Source organism: Enterococcus sp. CWB-B31 (assembly GCF_020567645.1).
Classification (GTDB): Bacteria; Bacillota; Bacilli; order Lactobacillales; family Enterococcaceae; genus Enterococcus_L.
This window is the reverse complement of sequence record NZ_JAJDJW010000001.1, coordinates 187,500-205,024: the sequence shown is the minus strand read 5'-3', so window position 1 is coordinate 205,024 and position 17,525 is coordinate 187,500. Positions and strand designations below refer to the sequence as shown.

Below are 17,525 nucleotides of genomic sequence, written 5' to 3'. Positions count from 1 at the left end.
TTCATCACTTCTTTTTCCCGTCAACAAATTGCTGCAGTTTATTTTTTTCCTGAATAGCCCGATATTGCTCCATTACCCCGATAAATGCATCAAGGATGGCTTCGGCATCTTCCCCAGCTTTTTCATAGAGTTGGTTAAATGCATCTTTTCCAAGAACTGTATCAATTGCTTTTTTGATGATCTTGATAGTTTTTTCGTAAACAGCTGTTTCTGAGATTTCATCCGAAGTATCTTTCAATTCATCGGCTTGCTTCAAAAGTACTTTTTGTTCTTCTTCCAGACTTGCCAGTACCTGACGATATTCCTTTCTTTTACGATCACTGGTCAGTAATTTAAACTCCAAACCGCCTATATTTACTGGAATAAAACCATTGCTTAAACTGACATTGATTTCTTTATTATTTTTGATTTGCTTTGACATATATTTTCCTCCTCCATGGATCTGTTTAGAACGTAATGGAAATGCAGAAACTCAGTATTGAAGTCTGAATATTCTGATTTTTTATCCTGATATTCTGTTTCTGCATTTCCACAGTGCATGTGATAGTACGTTACCTATCACTATTACCTAGTGCTCTGACCAACTTAGAAATTACACTAAAAGATCGTCTATAAATGATGTTCAATAGTCGAATTTTTTAACTTATATACTTCAATGACAAGAACGAGCAGCTTCAAAAACAGCTGGATAGTTGCCCACGCATTTCCAAGTAGATACAAGGATTTCCCACTTTTACAAGAACAGCTGGCGAGATTGCCAATCCTGCTTTGTCAGTTTCACTTGTGTAAGAACATTTAGTGAAATGATATGCGTGACCTCTATAAATATTCCTTGAATAGAGGCTAGCTCATCTAGGAGTATTAGCAGGATGGTATTCAATACTACTGGATATGCCTCACATTTCTTGGTATAGAAGCGTAGCTTAGGTTTAAATCAGTCGATACACTGGTTCTGCTTTTCACTGGCTGACAACTATGCTTTTGTATCTTTTGGTAGTCCGTTAAATGAAATCGTGCATTCAAAATTACCTCGCATATTTGCGTCTCCACCAGTATGAATAATTCCTGTTAGTGTTGATTTTCCTTCACGAATTCGTCCATCAGGTTCTGTATGACGGAAATAAATCAAACGGCCATCTCCTGATTTAGACAGGCAGTCACGAACAAAGTCTTGTGCTGGATCATCTTTATAACGGCGGTGCCCTTTAAATGCATACGCACTTGTGACGCTAGTAACATCAATATTGCTGCCGCCTTTGTCTCCATAATAAGCATAAGTTTCTGTTTCTTCTTCAGTTGTCGGTTCTACAGTTTGGATTCCTGCTGCTAGTTCAAATAATTGCGGTTCAGTATCTCCTGTCGGTATGGGACCCACTTCATATTTATTCATCCAGTTTGGTGCAAAGCCTGTTGCTCCTGTCTCCGGTGCAAGTTTCATAAATGTTTGTTTGATCATCATTGTTCCTCCTAGTTTTTTTGAATTAATAGATTTGCTTTGATTTTGAGAATATAAATAAATTCTTCATTATCAGTTATTTCCAGTAACTGAGGTAATTGGACTCCTTCGCAGGAACGAAGGATAAAGCTGCCCGAATCACTTACCACAGTCAGGAGCTCTCCATTTATGTCAGGTCTGGGAAAATCGTCCAGCTCCTGATAAATAAGATATGATTCCTGTCGTGCCTTTTTCTGATCACTGTTTTTTATTGACACCTGAAAATTTACATTATAGTATCTGGAATGATCTAAAAAACGAATTTCTGTTTCTGATGGTTCATCCAAAATAGCTATACCTTTCTCCTGATTTGTCAATGGTCGAAAAATAATTTCTTTTTCTCCCTGCTTGTTCAGACTTGCTGAATCAATATCCAGCTGCTTCAATAAATATTCAGCAATTTTCTCATAAAAGTCCATCTCTTGTTTCCCAACTGCAGATACGGTTCTTTTGAATAAATACCTATACGTCTTTTTGGATGCTTTTCGTATATTGCTTTATTCAACAGAAAATTTATCCTCATTCTTTTTATGCTTTTCTTATTCGTTGTTCATAAATAATGTGTCAAAAACCTATCTACAGATGAACAGTTCCTTCATTTTTGGGCTTCCAAAAATGTCTTCTTCTGTTCCTTTAGGATCCTCCTTTCTCCCGACCAATCCGGCGCCGGTTCTCATCGGTAAATTAAGTCTATACCCAAAAGGCGATTTTAAACTTTCACTTTACTCCCAGAAGACCCTTGCTTTACTTTCACCAGTTGTCCCTCATCGTAAGATTCAGCAAAATGCAACAGCGCTCCATCCAGCTCCCGGTAAAATTTACTTTCACTTATATGGTAGTTTAAAGACAGAGCAACATTTGTCTCCTTATTATTTATATATTTGTCATAGATCAGCCGACGTTCAAATGCAGATAATTTATTAATCGCCGAAGCAATTTGCTTTAGTTCAACCTCTGCCAAAATTTTTCTTTCAACAACCTGTTCTTCCTTATGGTTCTTTTCATCCTCACCTAAGTCAAAATAATAACTTGCCGTAACTTTAGGTAGTTTTTCAGTTCTTGCCAACCGACTCAACTGAGGAAAAGTCCGCAATGTCAGGCGAGCATTTTGTTTCGTTTTTTTCTTATCAATTTCGGGGAAAATTAACATAACTTATATCTCCTTTAACTTATTTTTAGAACCAAGCTCAATGAATCTACTGTCAACATATAATTGAACCAGCTCTTTAACCGTAAATCTTCAATTCCAATAAATTTTTTTAGAAATTAGAAAGTATTATCTTCTTTACTTATCTACTATAACCGCTCTTATATACTCAATTTTCCTGATTTTTTCCGTTTTTTCTCTCTATTCAGAATATCCAAATAAAAAACAAGGTTTGAAATCATTAAGACTATATGTAACTTCTGAATTTAAAATAAATAAAGCCTGATTTTGACAGGAACACTCAAAATAGGGCTTTATTGTATAAAAAATTTTAAGATAAACGGAAAAATACTTAGCTGCAATTCTGTTTCTTTGCTTCCTACTTTATTCACTTTACATGGATTCCCAACTGCCACACTCTGTACCGATATAGACTTGGTCACAATATTTTCTAATCCACCACATGATCTCCAATCGCAACTCTAGGCATAATACTAATATTCTTGCCAATCTAAACATAATTTCCAATTGCTACAGGGACCGACTGGATCATTAGGGTTAGAGGAGTTTTTCTGGAAAATCTTTCTTCTGCCTTCATCGGGTGAAGTACTGTACAAATATATCCCCCGAGGTCAATTAATGAATAAATTGACCGTAATCAACATAAAAAAGGACAGAAATATGTATATTTTCCCCTAAAGTTTCCAGCATTTTTTCAAGTTCTCTCATAGCAGCCGTTCACTTTTCATATTAGTTATTAAAATGTTTAAAAAAATAAAATTAATTATTTATAGATTGATATATATTTATATAAACCTATAAATTCCTGCTGTATTTAAAAGATTGGGATAAGAACCCTCAGATTAAATACTTAATAGATTCAGCAATGAAATGCAAAAAAGGAGTGAATTTCTCCACTCCAAAAATACTTTTTTTCAGCTATTCTGTACTTTAGATTCTGCATTTGTTTTTGTTTCAACTATAAATTAGCGACGATGCCCAGTACCGTGACTGGAAGACTGATTCCCCCCATGATGATATCCCCGACCTCTCATAGCTCCATTATGCATGGTATTCTGATTTTGGTTATTTTCTGGGGAATCTCCGGCATTTCTCTGATTATAATAACTGCAAGTACCTGCACAATTTGCCGCATGATTTCCTGTTCCATCACAAATACCTGTACCTGGCGGCTGATTTCCCTGAGTCGTACAGCTGCCATCGCAAATTTCATTCCAATGGCCCAGCTCGTTACAGATACCTGCATTTTGAGTCATTGGCTGATTAGCATCTGGTTGAACCAAATCAACAGTTTGTTCAGATTCCTTTCTATCAATGGCCGTCAGTCCAGCATTTTCTTCTAATTTAGTTTGCTGTGGAATTGCCTGTTTTGTTGTTTCTGTCTGGACACGTACTGCTTCGTCTCTGCAAAATGCTATCAAACCGACTGTCTTTCTAGTCAAATTTGCTAATTGTAAGCCGGACTTTTCTCGAAAAGCTGCTGCTTCAGCAGAAGATATTGCTGTCTGACCATTAACTATCGGTGCATAAAAGCCTATGAGTAAACACACAATCATTCCAATAACCACCATTAAACTTGTTCTCTTTTTCATTTTTCCTCACCTCATTTCTCTATCTACTTTACAGTGTAAAAAGAAGTTATGGCAGAAGTGTGACAAAAGAGCCGGCTTTTTCAACGGGTGTTCTCTATTGGTAAATAAAAAGTAACGACTACCTGGCATCCAGACTCATTGTCAATGGTAATTTCTCCCGAATGCCGTTGGATGATTTGCTGACAAATAGCCAGTCCCAAGCCTGTTCCCTCTTCTGAATTTATGCGGTTTCCTCTGTGAAACGTTTCAAATAACGCCTGAGAATCTATAGGGTTTATAGAGCCGCTTTGATTTTTGAGTTTAAAACAAAGCTGATTCTTAATCTTTTCGATACTTAACAGAATTTCTGAATTATTATTGCTGTATTTATTTGCGTTGTCCAGTAAATTTTTCATCAGCTGAGTAAGCCGGACGTGATCTCCATAAATGTAGACAGGCTCTGTCAATTGATTGTCTATCTTTAATACCTGGCCTTTCTCCTTCAATTTCCAACGGTAAGCTCTGACTGCATCCTCTATAATTTCAAGAGGATCAACACTTTCCATATTTAAACTAAATTCTACAGATTGAAGTCTGCTTAATTCCAATAGATCATTGACCAGCCGTTCTAAACACCCTGCTTCTTTCAGCAATTGCTGATGATATAGTTTCAGTTCTTTCTGAGAAGTAACTAATTCATCCGTCAAAGCTTCCAGAGAGCTCTTCATCACCATTACTGGCGTTCTTAATTCATGAGAAATTTGTGAAAGAAATTCTTTTTCTCCCCGTATTTTATTTTCCTGCTCATTTTTTGCCTGCTCAAGTCGCTTACTTAAAATAGACAGTCGTTCAGCCAGTTCATTCAGTTCATCTTCTGTTTGGAACTTTAAAGCCGGAGGATACTTTTCATTAATTAATGCATCTGTATAGTTCTCCATCTCTCTGATTGGTGAAACAAAGTCTCTGGCCAGTCTGATCAACAGCAGAATACTGATAAGTAAAGCGATGAGCATACTGATAAGTAAAATTAAATAACCATTTGCCTGATTCTGATGAATACTGGCAACATCGGAGTACATCACAACAATACCGACCACTTGATTTTCCACAAGAATGGGCAACACCATCGTGATCGAAGATAATTGAAACAGACCTCCTTCTTTAATGGAAGCTGAGCTCTTGCTTAAATACACGCTTTCAATCAACTGATTGGCTGCTTCTGGCAACTCCTGATCTGTTGTATTTCCATGGTGACTATTTAAAAGCGCCTGCTTATTTTGATCAACTACCCAGACATAGTCTCCGGCAATTTGATTAATAAAATTCAAATAAGTACCATAACCCATCATCCCACTATGATTGTTTTGACCACTGCCCATTCTGGAAGAAAGTGTTTCTCCTGAAAAGTAATCAGCCAAGGTATTTTGAATGATTTCTCCTCTGTGACTTACTTCTTCCATATGGAGATCCTCGGTCTGCTTTGAAAAAATGACAGCAAACAACACTCCGATCATTATAGTCATCATAATTAGCAATGTAGAAACCAATCGAATGAGACGGCCTAATATACTTTTTTTCATTCCATCACCTCAAGCGCATAGCCTTCTCCCCAAATCGTTTTTATTTTACAGGAAGAACCCGCTGTTTTCAGCTTCACTCTCAATCGCTTAATATGACTGTCAACAGTTCTCGGATCACCATAATAATCTATTCCCCAAGCACTGTCCAAAAGATTCTCTCTTGTGAACACCTTCTTTGGATATTGAAGAAACAAGATTAAAAGCTCAAATTCCTTCTTAGTCAGAATAACTTTTGAATGACCTATCTTTATTTCTTTTGTCTTTTGATCAATAAAAATATTGCCATAAAAAAGAGCTGAATCCACAGTATTTTTTTCAAAATCAATTCTTCTCAGCAATGCCTTTATTCGTGCAACTACTTCCTTGGGCGAAAAAGGCTTCACAATATAATCATCTGCACCAATCTCCAAGCCAAGAATCCGATCTGCATCTTCAGACTTTGCAGTAATCATAATAATCGGCACAATAGAGGTCCTTCGAATTTTTTTACAGATGGTAAAACCATCAACATTTGGAAGCATAATGTCCAGCAAAATCAGATCTGCAGGCTCAGTTGGAAATAAATCCAATGCCTCTTTTCCATCATAAATATGCTTCGTTTCATACCCTTCCTTTTGCAGATATTTTTCCAGAACATCAACAATTTGATGGTTATCTTCAATAATCAAAATCTTTTGCATTCGTCTCTCCCTTCTGAAACCCAGTCCTTTTCCTTTCCACTCCAGTAAAACTGCTTTTTTTCTCATTATAGTTGAAAAGAAGGAGCTTTACATCAGTAACTAGTGAGAATCGATTTCAGTCCTTTCAGATAATTCCGCCCTTGAATAGAAGTAATCCAACATTCCAAATCTTCAACAGATTCTTCTCCGCTTTTCTCTTAATAAATCAATTCGATACTTAAACCCAAATAACCAAAATTCTTTTCGTATTTTTTGAATTTACCCCCAATTTTTGACACTAATACAGAAAAGCATTGAACTAACAATATTTCGAAGTATCCTTCATTTATTTAGAAAACAGCTTCTGTAACTGCTGATATAATAGGCTTTTTAGTGAAAAACGGGGAAATTCAAAGTATTTTTGATTGACAATCATTTACAACTCTAATATTATAGATAAAAAGACTCTTTAATATCTTTTTATCATTTTCACTCATAATAACTAATGAAAGTAGTGAACGCAATGAAATACACAAAAGCAACAAACTACGCACTCCACATTATTGCTTATCTAATCAGCAGCAAATCTCAGGAAAAGTCCTCCATATACACTTTGGCAGAACAGTTCAAGCTTTCTCCCACATATTTGTCCAAAATTTTGACACAACTGACAAAAGCCGGACTGGTCAGTTCGACACCAGGAGCAAAAGGCGGTTATCAGCTGGCTGCTCCTAAAGAAACGATTTCCTTCCTCGATGTCATTCAGGCAGTTGAGGGAAGAGCACCTCTGCTTGTTTGTGATATGTCTGTGAATCACAATTGTGTGATTCAACAAGTTATTACTAATGCTGAAAAGGAAATGAATAACTTTTTAGCTGAAAAAAAGATTATTGATATTCTTTAACCAAGCTGTTTTTTTCAACGATTCATCAAAATCATTTTATTCAAAGGAGATCTATTTATGAATCATTCACATCATCCAACCAATCCTGACTTCTTTCAAAAAAAAGTTGCCAATCTTGAACAGCATCGCATTGAAACTATTACGTTTGAAGAGATTGCAGCACTCTTGGCTATCCAATCAACAGATAAAATTGCTGATTTAGGTGCCGGCACCGGATATTTTACATTTCCACTCGCTGAAATTGCAGAAACCGTTATTGCTGTTGATTTAGATATGCAAATGCTGGCATATATCAAAGAGAAAATGGAAAATCAGCAAATGTCCAATATTAAACCAGTACATTCTGCTTTGACAAACCTCCCCTTAGAAAATCATTCTGTTGATAAAGCCTTAGCTTCAATTGCCTTGCATGAAATTCCGGAGCTTTCTCAGGCACTGGATGAAATTAAACGTATCCTAAAGTCAGGCGGTTATTTTCTTTGTGTGGAAATTGAAAGAGATGTGACGGGCACTCATAACCATCCCCGAATCACACAGGAAGAAATGAGGAAGTATCTGTTGGAAGCTGGTTTTACAATTATCGATGAAAGAATTCCAACTAAAGGAATTTACGCCATTACTGCACAAATCTGACAAATTAGAAAAACAGACTATTATGTCAAGCTGTTTTTTATTATAATCGAGCTAAGCAGACTGCATTCTGATTGCTTCAATTAAATAAATAGTCAGAGAACGGAAAAGGATGGATGACAAATGAAAACAGCAAGAATCAGCAGTATCATTGATTTGACCGAAGGCGGTTGTAATGCCTGCGGAATTATAAAATGTGAGTCCTATACACTGACAATGGACGGTTTGGAGACACCTTTGGAGGAATTAACAGTGAGTACACTTGTCATGACTCTGGCTCTGAAAAGCGGTTTTAAACAGGAAATGAAGATGGCGCTTCTTGATGACTATATTTCTTTTACAAAAGGAGATCTTGAGGTGAAACTGTTTGAAGATTATGATCGACTCACTTATAAAAGTGCAGCTGCAGAAATGAACACACGGGATCGTATTGCAGATACACAAGAATTAACAGAGACAGCAAATAATATTCTGACTACTCTGTTTCAAATAGAAGCTATTGCTTTTGAGTATTAAATACGTCCTTAAGCTATTTATTGATCGACATCCTTTTGTCGATCTTTTTTTGTAAAACTTTTTCTCTAGAGAGCAAAAGGAAGGCATCTTTATCTGAAAATCACTTTCCAGATAAAGACACCTTCCTTAATTATTCAGTTATTTATTTTTTTCTATGTTAGTTGCGAATCATATAGTCAAATGCTCCTAAAGCAGCCGTTGCCCCTGATCCCATAGAAATAATAATTTGTTTATAAGCGCTGTCAGTACAATCACCTGCTGCAAATACCCCCGGCAAACTTGTTGCACCGCGTTTGTCAACAACGATTTCACCCATTCTTGTAAGCTCTAGTGTATCTCCAAGCCAATCTGTATTTGGAACCAGACCAATCAGCACAAAGACACCTTGAACCTCCAGATGAACTTCTTCATTAGTTTCACGATCTGCATACGTAATACCATTTACTTTATCTGTACCCGTGATTTCCTTCGTCTGAACATTTTTCAAGACAGTTACGTTTGGTAATGAGTATAAACGATCCTGAAGCACTTGATCTGCTTTCAATTCAGGCATAAATTCAAGAACAGTAACATGTTTTACTACTCCAGCCAAATCAATAGCCGCTTCGATTCCAGAGTTTCCTCCACCAATAACAGCAATATCTTTTCCTTCAAATAACGGACCATCACAGTGCGGACAGTAAGCCACACCTTTGTTCTTAAATTCCTGCTCACCGGGAACACCAACATTACGCCAACGGGCACCTGTTGCAAGAATAGCCGTTTTACTTTTCAGAACCGCTCCGTTTTCAAGGGTTACCTCAACAAAATCTTTTTTCTCCAATTTAGCCGTTCGCTGAGATTTCATCACATCTACAGGATATTCATTCACATGCTCTTCTACCTGAGCCATCAGCTTCGGACCTTCTGTATATTTTGTTCCAATAACATTTTCAATACCCAGTGTTTCCAGAACCTGTCCGCCAAATGTCTCAGCAACAAGACCGGTACGGATTCCTTTGCGGGCAGCGTAAATAGCTGCGCTGGCTCCGGCAGGTCCTCCTCCGATAACCAAAACATCATAAGGATCTTTCCCTTCAAATTCAGAAGCATCTGCTGGACCGGCAGCTTTTTCAAGAATCTGTTCAATCGTCATACGTCCGCTTGAGAATTCTTCCCCATTTAACAAGACAGTCGGTACAGCCATGATTCCTTTAGCTTCCACTTCCTCTTTAAACATACCGCCTTCAACCATTGTATGTGAAATTTTAGGATTCACAACACTCATGATATTCAGTGCCTGAACAACATCCGGACAGTTATGACAAGTCAAACTCACATACGTTTCAAAATGCAGTTCCTTGTCAATGCTTTGAATCTGTTTGATTATTTTCTCATCAACCTTAGGCGCACGTCCGCTGACCTGCAGTAAAGCAAGAACCAGAGAAGTAAACTCATGTCCTAAAGGAAGTCCTGCAAAAGCAACACCGCTTCCTCCATCTGCACGATCGACAGCAAAGCTTGGGGTTTTATCAAGCTGAACTTTTTCCATGGAAATTTTTGGAGACATTGAAACAATTTCTTCAACAAGTTCCAGCACTTTTTGAGAATTTTCATCAGAACCGATGCTTGCTTTCAACACAATATTATTTTCTAAAAGCTCAAGATATTGAGCCAATTGACCTTTAATTTCTGTATCTAACGCCATTTGAATCCTCCTTAAATTTTACCTACGAGATCAAGGCTAGGCTTCAGAGTTTCTTCGCCCTCTTTCCATTTTGCAGGACAAACTTCACCTGGATTTTTACGTACGTATTGTGCAGCTTTAACTTTATCGATCATAATACTTGCATCGCGACCGATGCCGTCTGCATTGATTTCCACTGTTTGAACCACGCCATCAGGATCAACAAGGAATGTTCCACGTTGTGACAGCCCTTCCTCTTCATCCAATACATCAAAAATACGAGAAATCTTTTGACTTGGGTCACCAATCATAATGTATTCAATTTTACCAATCGCTTCTGATTGGTCATGCCAGCCTTTATGAACAAAATGAGTATCTGTAGAAACAGAATAAACTTCTACGCCCAGTTCTTTCAATGCTTTGTACTGATCCTGTAAATCTTCCAGTTCGGTAGGGCAGACAAAAGAAAAGTCAGCAGGATAAAAACAGAAAATGCTCCACTGACCTTTTAAATCTTCAGAAGATACATCGATAAATTCCCCCTGATGATACGCTTTTGCAGTAAATGCTTCAACTTCTTTTCCAATTAATGACATATAAAATTCCTCCATAAAAGTATTTGTATTGAGAATACGTAATGTAAATAATACCTGAAACTTCATGATTCAATTTTTGAAAAATGAAATTACAATTAAAATTATCAATGTTCTGCCATAAAAAGTCAAGAGGTAATTATAATTGTTAAAAACTTATAATTATTCTAATTTACAGATTCAAAAACCTTTAAATACAGAATTTGTGAAATATTAATCATAATTAACAAGAAAGCTCCATTCTCAATTACACCTTTTTTTATTCTCTTTTTCTCATATATTTTTATATTAAAAACTCTCATTTACCAAGCTTTGACTATTTTACTATATTTTACTTAGTGTAATTTTCAACCTTCCACAGTCCATTAAATATATCTCCATCCAGTCCCATAACCTTGACCTTATTTGGATACGCCGATGTAATCATGCGATTATCTCCCTCTTCTGAATTTTAGTATGTATTTCTTTTATTTTATCATGTAATTTATTTTTTATAGTCGTCAATAAAAAAATACGTTACATACAGAAATTCTGCATCTCCCGCACTTCTCTTAAAGTTGGAAAGGAGCACATTCAGTTTCTAAACTTCACAATGAATGACAAATTTATTTCCCTCTATTGCTAATCAGCGCTTCAATTTCTTCAAAGCAATAGATTCTTGGTTAGCTATAATACATCATCACATCTTACATTTCCCAACAGGCTATGATAGACTTATTTTGTTAAAATAAATCATTTTCTACAGATTTTTTAGATACTCGACTATTCAAAAAATATTTACTAAATGAGGTGCTTGATATTTGGAACCAAAAGATCTGCGAACCATTTACCCGGATGCTGAGCGGCATAATTATCCGGCAATTGATCCAGCTTACTTATCAATTCCTACCGATAGCGGCTATCTCTGGCTTTTAAAAAAGAAACTGTCAGAGAAAGAACAGCTATTACTGACATTGCTTTCCAAAGAAGTTCCCTCTTCTGGGAAATCAACTAACAGTCTCTGGTATCAAATTTTATTTCGGCAGAAGAGAATTGAAAAAGAAGGACATTTTCGTGTGATTCAAATCCAGCTGCAGCTACCTGATGATTTCCTGATTGATGCATGGAAAGAACATATTAATGGGATTTTTTCGCATGCTGAAGATTCTCTTTTCTTAACACCTCAAAGTGCTTTGCTCATTGAAAAACAAGCAGAGTATACATTAACGAAAGAAGAGCTCGAAGGGATTTTCCTGACACTAGATGATGATTTTGGGACACTCAGCTCTGTATTTATCGGAGGCTTTCATGACAGTACCTCTGTATTCCCTGCTCTTTTTGAAGAGGAACAAACGATTTTTCGGGAAGAATCTCATTTGATGAACAGGCAAAGGGTCTTTGATATTTCTGACGTAGCACTGCATTATTTTACCAAGGATGCACTGGCAAAAAGCAGCCTAATTCTATCAATGAAAGAAGAATGGGTAATTGATGAAGAGATGAAGGAAATCATATATATATTATGGCGCAATCAGGGAAATATCAGTTCAACTGCCAAAGAACTGTTTATGCACCGGAATACTTTACAGTATCGGCTGGAAAAATTCCAGGAGAATACCAGCCTGCAATTAAAAAATACAGATGATTTAATTCTCTGTTTTTTATTACTAAACAGCTGAATAACACGATCGTACAGGAATAATCTGCTTGTACGATTTTTTTGTTCCTCATATTTCTCAGCCAAAATAATAAATTTTTCCCTACCTGCTGCTCACTGTTTTACTAATGAACAATCCTTTAAAATCCAATCTGAAAAAGTATTTTTCCCTGTTTCGGCAAATTGACGAAAATCTGTCCAATTTCTTGGGCAACCTACCCTTGTTGGCAGATACCGCTTTCATATATACTGAATTCATCCAAAACAGAGAGAAGAGGAAAAAAGAATGGTAGAAATTGCTTTAAAAAACATTTACAAAAAATATGACAACGCTGAAAATTACTCAGTGACAGACTTTAACTTAGATATTGCAGATCGTGAATTTATTGTTTTTGTTGGGCCTTCCGGCTGTGGTAAATCAACAACATTACGGATGATTGCCGGTTTGGAAGACATCTCTGAAGGTCAGCTGATTATTGGCGATAAAGTTATGAACGATGTTGCGCCAAAAGATCGTGACATCGCAATGGTATTCCAAAACTATGCATTGTATCCCCATATGACCGTTTTTGACAATATGGCATTTGGACTGAAATTGCGGAAATATGACAAAACAGAAATTAAAAAACGTGTAGAAAATGCCGCTGAAATTTTGGGTTTAACGGAATATCTGCAGCGTAAACCAGCGGCTTTATCAGGTGGTCAGCGTCAGCGGGTTGCTCTGGGACGTGCGATCGTTCGGGATGCAAAAGTCTTTCTGATGGATGAGCCGTTATCAAACCTGGATGCAAAATTACGTGTTGCCATGCGCGCAGAAATTGCTAAATTGCACCGTCGTCTGGAAACAACAACGATCTATGTGACCCATGATCAGACAGAAGCGATGACCATGGCTGACAGAATCGTTATTATGAAAGACGGTCTTGTTCAGCAAATCGGTTCTCCTAAAGAAGTATATGATACCCCAAATAATATTTTTGTGGCTGGATTTATCGGTTCACCGGCAATGAACTTCTTCAATGTTACGCTGAATAACGGTATGATTTCTGATGGAAATGACTTTAATTTAAGATTACCTGAAGGGCAAAACAAGATGCTGGTTCAAAAAGGTTATGAAGGGAAAGAAGTCGTGTTCGGTATTCGTCCTGAAGATATCCACAGCGAGCCTTTAGCATTGGAAGCAGCACCTGAAACAGTGATTCGTTCTGAGATTGTCGTTTCAGAGTTACTGGGTGCCGAAACAATGCTTTATACCAGAGTAGGAAAACATGAGTTTATTTCAAAGGTAGATGCACGCGAACTGCATACGCCGGGTGAAACAATTAAATTGGCATTCAATCTTAATAAAGGACATTTCTTTGATAAAGAAACGGAACAAGTGATTAAGTTGCCTTAAATAAATTATTTTGAAGAGGGACTGCGATATAAGTCCCCGTCCCCCCCTATAAAATGACTGAAATCAGTTTATAGGGGGGATTTTAGGTACCCCCAGCCCTTAATAATTATAACCGAATAAACGGTGTTCCACCTCTGTACGCTTCACTGCACATACAGTTCTGCCAGACCAAGAGAGAGCTAGCTTCATTTAAGGAATATTTATCGACAGCATACTCTATCTATGCTGGAAGAAACGGCATGAAGAAGCTTTGACATAGCCTTAGCTCTTTACAACAACCTATTTGTGCAAAAAAGTCTGTTCAAACCTTTCATTTCAGCATCTGAATGGTTAACAGTTTGCAGTCAATTTTTTTAAGTCAGCGAAATAAATTTCTAAATAGTCAAAGAGAATACCTTTCGTTTAATTTGTCACTTTGACGAAAAAACAAGTGACTTCTTGTGCACTCTACCATTGTTGTCCTGCAGCGTTTTCATCTATACTTAAGGTAGCCAAACGAACCATTAAATTTTATCATTTGGTCCCCTTAGACCTTCTTGCTTCGGCAGAAGGTCTTCTTTTTTATACTTTAACTTAAGAACATAAATAATGACATTAGTTACAAAAAAACCTAACTGACAGACTGCTCGATAAATAGCTAAAGAAATTAGAGCATGTCTGAAAACAATAGAGAAAACCGAATTATCAGTTCTACTGATGTAGGAATGGTAGACGTACTGAGAATGAACTTGTCTTTATTTCATAAAATCAATGCATTGAATCGAAAGTAAGAACTTGCTTCTACACTTCTTCGAATAATCGTCGCATGTCTTAGGGGCATACAAGAACTTGCTTCTACACTTCTCCGAATAATCGTCACATGTCTTTAAATAGACGCATTTGTATCGAGAATTGTGAGACTCATAGCGACAGGGATTTTCTACGAGTATATAAACTTCTAGTAAAATTGCCAGTCCCACTTTTGTAGGAACCGTTAGCGGGATAGTATGCAAAACGACAATCTCATGAACATTTAGACCTTCAATCTTAATCACCACAAAGGCATACAAAGACTGAAACACCGTTTATTCGGTTTTAGGGGGCCGGGACCCTCTTTAAACGGAACTAGCTCATATCTATTTTTTTCGAGAAAACTCATTCCTAGAGTTCTCAGACTAGTCCTGATCGTAGACTTAAAAATGGACAAAAAATGATCGTTCATGGTCTTTAGCAAACTGAACGATCACTTCTTTTGATTTTAATCTTGCTGCTGTCTTAAACAGCCTTGCTTAATTGAACATCCTTCCATTTCTCCTTGAAGGATACTGTAAATTCAGTAATTTTTGTAACGTTGAGCTTGGTATCTTAAAAATCAGACATTGAATAGGCTACACTTTGTTTGATAATTTTTCTGTGGAAAATAGAGCGTTAAAAAACACGATCTACGGTGGTTTGTTGGCGAAGCGAACCATTGACAATGAGTTGGGGTATGTTATCCGGAGGGAATCGTCTGTGCCGTTTCTAGGCTCAGGCGACAAGACGAAAACACATACCCCAGAAGGCTCATTGTCAATGGCAACCGTAACAGAACAAACGGATGTGCCTCAATTATTTATAGAAACTGTCAAAAAATTGTTGCCATTCCACATACTAATGTTGAGTTCTACAAGCTCTCTCCGTTAGATACAATTACTTCTTTATACCAGTAGAAACTATCTTTTTTATATCGATTTAACGAACCCTTTTGAGTTTCATCTTGATCAACATAAACAAATCCATACCGCTTTTGATACCCATTCAACCAGCTGAGGAGATCAGTATATGACCATGTACAATAGCCTAAAACGGTAACACCATCAGTAATTGCTTCCTGAATAGCATGAACATGCTGTTTCAGATAATCAATACGATAATCATCATGAATCTCTTTCTCCGTTGTCAGTTTATCATATTCTCCTAATCCATTTTCTGTAATTAGAATCGGCATACGATAACGGCTGGTCAACCTTCTTAAAGCAATTCTTAAGCCCTGAGGATCAATTTCCCAATCCCAATTTGTTCGTTCAACAAAAGGATTCTCAACACGCTTAAACACACCTGGAAGCCCTGATTCTTCTGAAGATCCTTTTTCACCAGTCGTATTCATTTTCCCCATACCAACACCATCCAGCGGATTGAATGCTGCTGTATTTGTTTGATAATAATTGATACCGATAAAATCCGGTTTCCCGCTTTTCAGCAGCTCGATGTCCCCATCTTCAATAACCGGTGCAAGTCCCTGCTCTTCCAAATAATTTAAAGCGGCAATTGGATACTCACCAAAGACATACACATCCAACCAAAGATGCGCATTCAAATCCTCTGAGTCTTCCGCTGCCAAAACATTTTTAGGATCGCTGTTAAAGGAATAATTGGGACTATAAGCAAAGCTTGGACCAATCATACCTGGCATATCCATATCGTGAAATTTTTTGATAACGGCAGCATTTGCAAGATTCGCGAAATGATTTACCTGATACATTCTTTTTGGGTCCTGCACTGCAGGTGGATGGCTTGCCAGCAGATAACCATGAGCTACGAAAATATTCTGTTCATTCAAGCTGACCCAATGCTTTATTTTCCCTTTGAAAGTTTCAAAAAGCACCGCTGCATAGTTTGTAAAATCATCAATAATCTTGCGTGATTCCCATCCTAGATACTCATCTTGAAGTGCTTGAGGAAGATCCCAATGATACAATGTTAAAATCGGCTCAATTCCGTTCTCAAGTAATTCATCTACTAAGTCAATATAGAATTGGAGCCCGGGACGATTCACTTCTCCACGTCCACTAGGGAATATCCTAGTCCAGGCAACAGAAAAGCGATAGGCTTTTAAGCCCTGTTCCTTCATTAACGCTATATCTTCTTTATATCGATGATAATGGTCAACAGCTACATCCCCATTTGTTCCTTTAAAAGTTTTCCCTGGAATGCGCACAAATTCGTCCCATACTGATACGCCTTTGCCATCTTCCTGCCAAGCGCCTTCTACCTGATATGCTGCAGAAGCTGAACCCCACAGAAAATCTTTTGGAAATTTTTTAAGTTGTTTATGTTCCAATTCTCAGACCTCCATCTAGTTTTTGACCAATCCGTATTTTCACTTACTCTGGATTCTATCTGCTCTGTTTCAACTATTATTAATTACTGCTTACTATCTCTTATTGTCAGATATAAGCTAATCATTACAAAAAATTGACTAGTCATTATGATTGTAGCTTCTTTTGATCTTACAATCAACTGTTTATTCTTACTTATTTTTAGAGCTGTACATTTTAAACCAGCCAGTTTCCAACGAGCATTCAGCCAGATTAAGTTCGTAACCTTATTTGCAGAAAAAAGATTTATCTGCAATAATTTATGTTTCCAAAAATAGACTCTGAAATTCTGAATTTTTTATTCTAATCCATCAGTCTGATTATTTATGTAAAGCTCAGTCAGTAAGAAATCTTTCTATTCGATCAAAAGAATATTCTATTTGAAAAAGTTTGGATATTCCCATTGACTCCTTACCAACATACAGATGCCCTCCAGTTTGAAGCAGCATCCGGTAGTCCATACCAGATCCCCCAGAGCTAGATAAATCGCTTCTGTCGGCAACTCTTTTTCTCCCACTTTTTGGCGAATTAATCCACAGCAGGAATAAGGTATATTGGTATATTCTTCTACTGGAACATGAAGTTCTTTTAGCCA

16 protein-coding genes are annotated in these 17,525 nt (G+C 37.0%); 6 read left to right on the top strand and 10 right to left on the bottom strand.

What is annotated here, in order from left to right:
* Positions 1-4 precede the first annotated feature (4 nt).
* The 7 genes from LI954_RS00800 to LI954_RS00770 form a co-directional block, all read right to left on the bottom strand.
* Positions 5-421 carry a hypothetical protein gene (locus LI954_RS00800; protein WP_202067870.1) on the bottom strand — a complete coding sequence of 139 codons (417 nt, stop codon included), beginning with the start codon at positions 419-421 and terminating at the stop codon, positions 5-7.
* A 552-nt stretch (positions 422-973) separates the two neighbouring features.
* Positions 974-1,459 carry a phage tail tube protein gene (locus LI954_RS00795; RefSeq protein WP_229442427.1) on the bottom strand — a complete coding sequence of 162 codons (486 nt, stop codon included), beginning with the start codon at positions 1,457-1,459 and terminating at the stop codon, positions 974-976.
* Positions 1,460-1,467: 8 nt separating this feature from the next.
* Positions 1,468-1,914 (bottom strand): phage tail terminator protein, encoded by a 447-nt coding sequence (locus tag LI954_RS00790; protein WP_202067871.1) that lies wholly within the window; start codon positions 1,912-1,914, stop codon positions 1,468-1,470.
* A gap of 290 nt (positions 1,915-2,204) precedes the next feature.
* The gene (locus tag LI954_RS00785) at positions 2,205-2,645 is read right to left on the bottom strand and encodes an ArpU family phage packaging/lysis transcriptional regulator (RefSeq protein WP_229442428.1); all 441 of its coding nucleotides are present in this window, start codon (positions 2,643-2,645) and stop codon (positions 2,205-2,207) included.
* 983 nt (positions 2,646-3,628) lie between these two features.
* Positions 3,629-4,255, bottom strand: coding sequence for a hypothetical protein (locus LI954_RS00780; RefSeq protein ID WP_229443233.1), 627 nt, complete (start codon positions 4,253-4,255; stop codon positions 3,629-3,631).
* Between the two features lie 80 nt (positions 4,256-4,335).
* Positions 4,336-5,814 (bottom strand): sensor histidine kinase, encoded by a 1,479-nt coding sequence (locus LI954_RS00775; protein WP_229443232.1) that lies wholly within the window; start codon positions 5,812-5,814, stop codon positions 4,336-4,338.
* Positions 5,811-6,494 (bottom strand): response regulator transcription factor, encoded by a 684-nt coding sequence (locus tag LI954_RS00770; protein WP_229443231.1) that lies wholly within the window; start codon positions 6,492-6,494, stop codon positions 5,811-5,813. The genes LI954_RS00775 and LI954_RS00770 overlap by 4 nt, the downstream gene beginning before the upstream one ends.
* 502 nt (positions 6,495-6,996) lie before the next feature.
* Here LI954_RS00770 and LI954_RS00765 point away from each other — a divergent pair.
* The 3 genes from LI954_RS00765 to LI954_RS00755 all read left to right on the top strand — a co-directional run bounded on the left by LI954_RS00765 (position 6,997) and on the right by LI954_RS00755 (position 8,523).
* Positions 6,997-7,377: an RrF2 family transcriptional regulator gene (locus LI954_RS00765; RefSeq protein ID WP_202067876.1), complete on the top strand. Its 381-nt coding sequence runs from the start codon at positions 6,997-6,999 to the stop codon at positions 7,375-7,377.
* Between the two features lie 57 nt (positions 7,378-7,434).
* Complete coding sequence (locus LI954_RS00760) at positions 7,435-8,010, top strand: class I SAM-dependent methyltransferase (protein WP_202067877.1); 576 nt, start codon at positions 7,435-7,437, stop codon at positions 8,008-8,010.
* A 120-nt stretch (positions 8,011-8,130) separates the two neighbouring features.
* Positions 8,131-8,523 (top strand): DUF4809 family protein, encoded by a 393-nt coding sequence (locus tag LI954_RS00755; RefSeq protein WP_202067878.1) that lies wholly within the window; start codon positions 8,131-8,133, stop codon positions 8,521-8,523.
* A 157-nt stretch (positions 8,524-8,680) separates the two neighbouring features.
* Here the strand turns inward: LI954_RS00755 and ahpF are convergent, their stop codons facing one another.
* Positions 8,681-10,210 carry an alkyl hydroperoxide reductase subunit F gene (ahpF, locus tag LI954_RS00750; protein ID WP_229443229.1) on the bottom strand — a complete coding sequence of 510 codons (1,530 nt, stop codon included), beginning with the start codon at positions 10,208-10,210 and terminating at the stop codon, positions 8,681-8,683.
* 11 nt (positions 10,211-10,221) lie between these two features.
* A complete protein-coding gene (gene ahpC, locus LI954_RS00745; protein ID WP_202067880.1) occupies positions 10,222-10,785 on the bottom strand; it encodes an alkyl hydroperoxide reductase subunit C in 564 nt (187 codons plus the stop codon).
* Positions 10,786-11,582: 797 nt separating this feature from the next.
* Between ahpC and LI954_RS00740 the strand changes: the two genes are divergently transcribed.
* The 3 genes from LI954_RS00740 (at position 11,583) to LI954_RS00730 (ending at position 15,476) form a co-directional block, all read left to right on the top strand.
* Positions 11,583-12,440: a helix-turn-helix domain-containing protein gene (locus LI954_RS00740; protein ID WP_229443228.1), complete on the top strand. Its 858-nt coding sequence runs from the start codon at positions 11,583-11,585 to the stop codon at positions 12,438-12,440.
* A 264-nt stretch (positions 12,441-12,704) separates the two neighbouring features.
* Positions 12,705-13,814, top strand: coding sequence for an ABC transporter ATP-binding protein (locus LI954_RS00735; protein ID WP_229442435.1), 1,110 nt, complete (start codon positions 12,705-12,707; stop codon positions 13,812-13,814).
* 1,374 nt (positions 13,815-15,188) lie between these two features.
* Positions 15,189-15,476 carry a hypothetical protein gene (locus LI954_RS00730; protein ID WP_229443227.1) on the top strand — a complete coding sequence of 96 codons (288 nt, stop codon included), beginning with the start codon at positions 15,189-15,191 and terminating at the stop codon, positions 15,474-15,476.
* Here the strand turns inward: LI954_RS00730 and LI954_RS00725 are convergent.
* Positions 15,457-16,893, bottom strand: a complete 1,437-nt coding sequence (locus LI954_RS00725; protein WP_229443226.1) for a glycoside hydrolase family 1 protein — start codon at positions 16,891-16,893, stop codon at positions 15,457-15,459. The two genes, LI954_RS00730 and LI954_RS00725, sit on opposite strands and share 20 nt — an antisense overlap.
* Between the last annotated feature and the right edge of the window lie 632 nt (positions 16,894-17,525).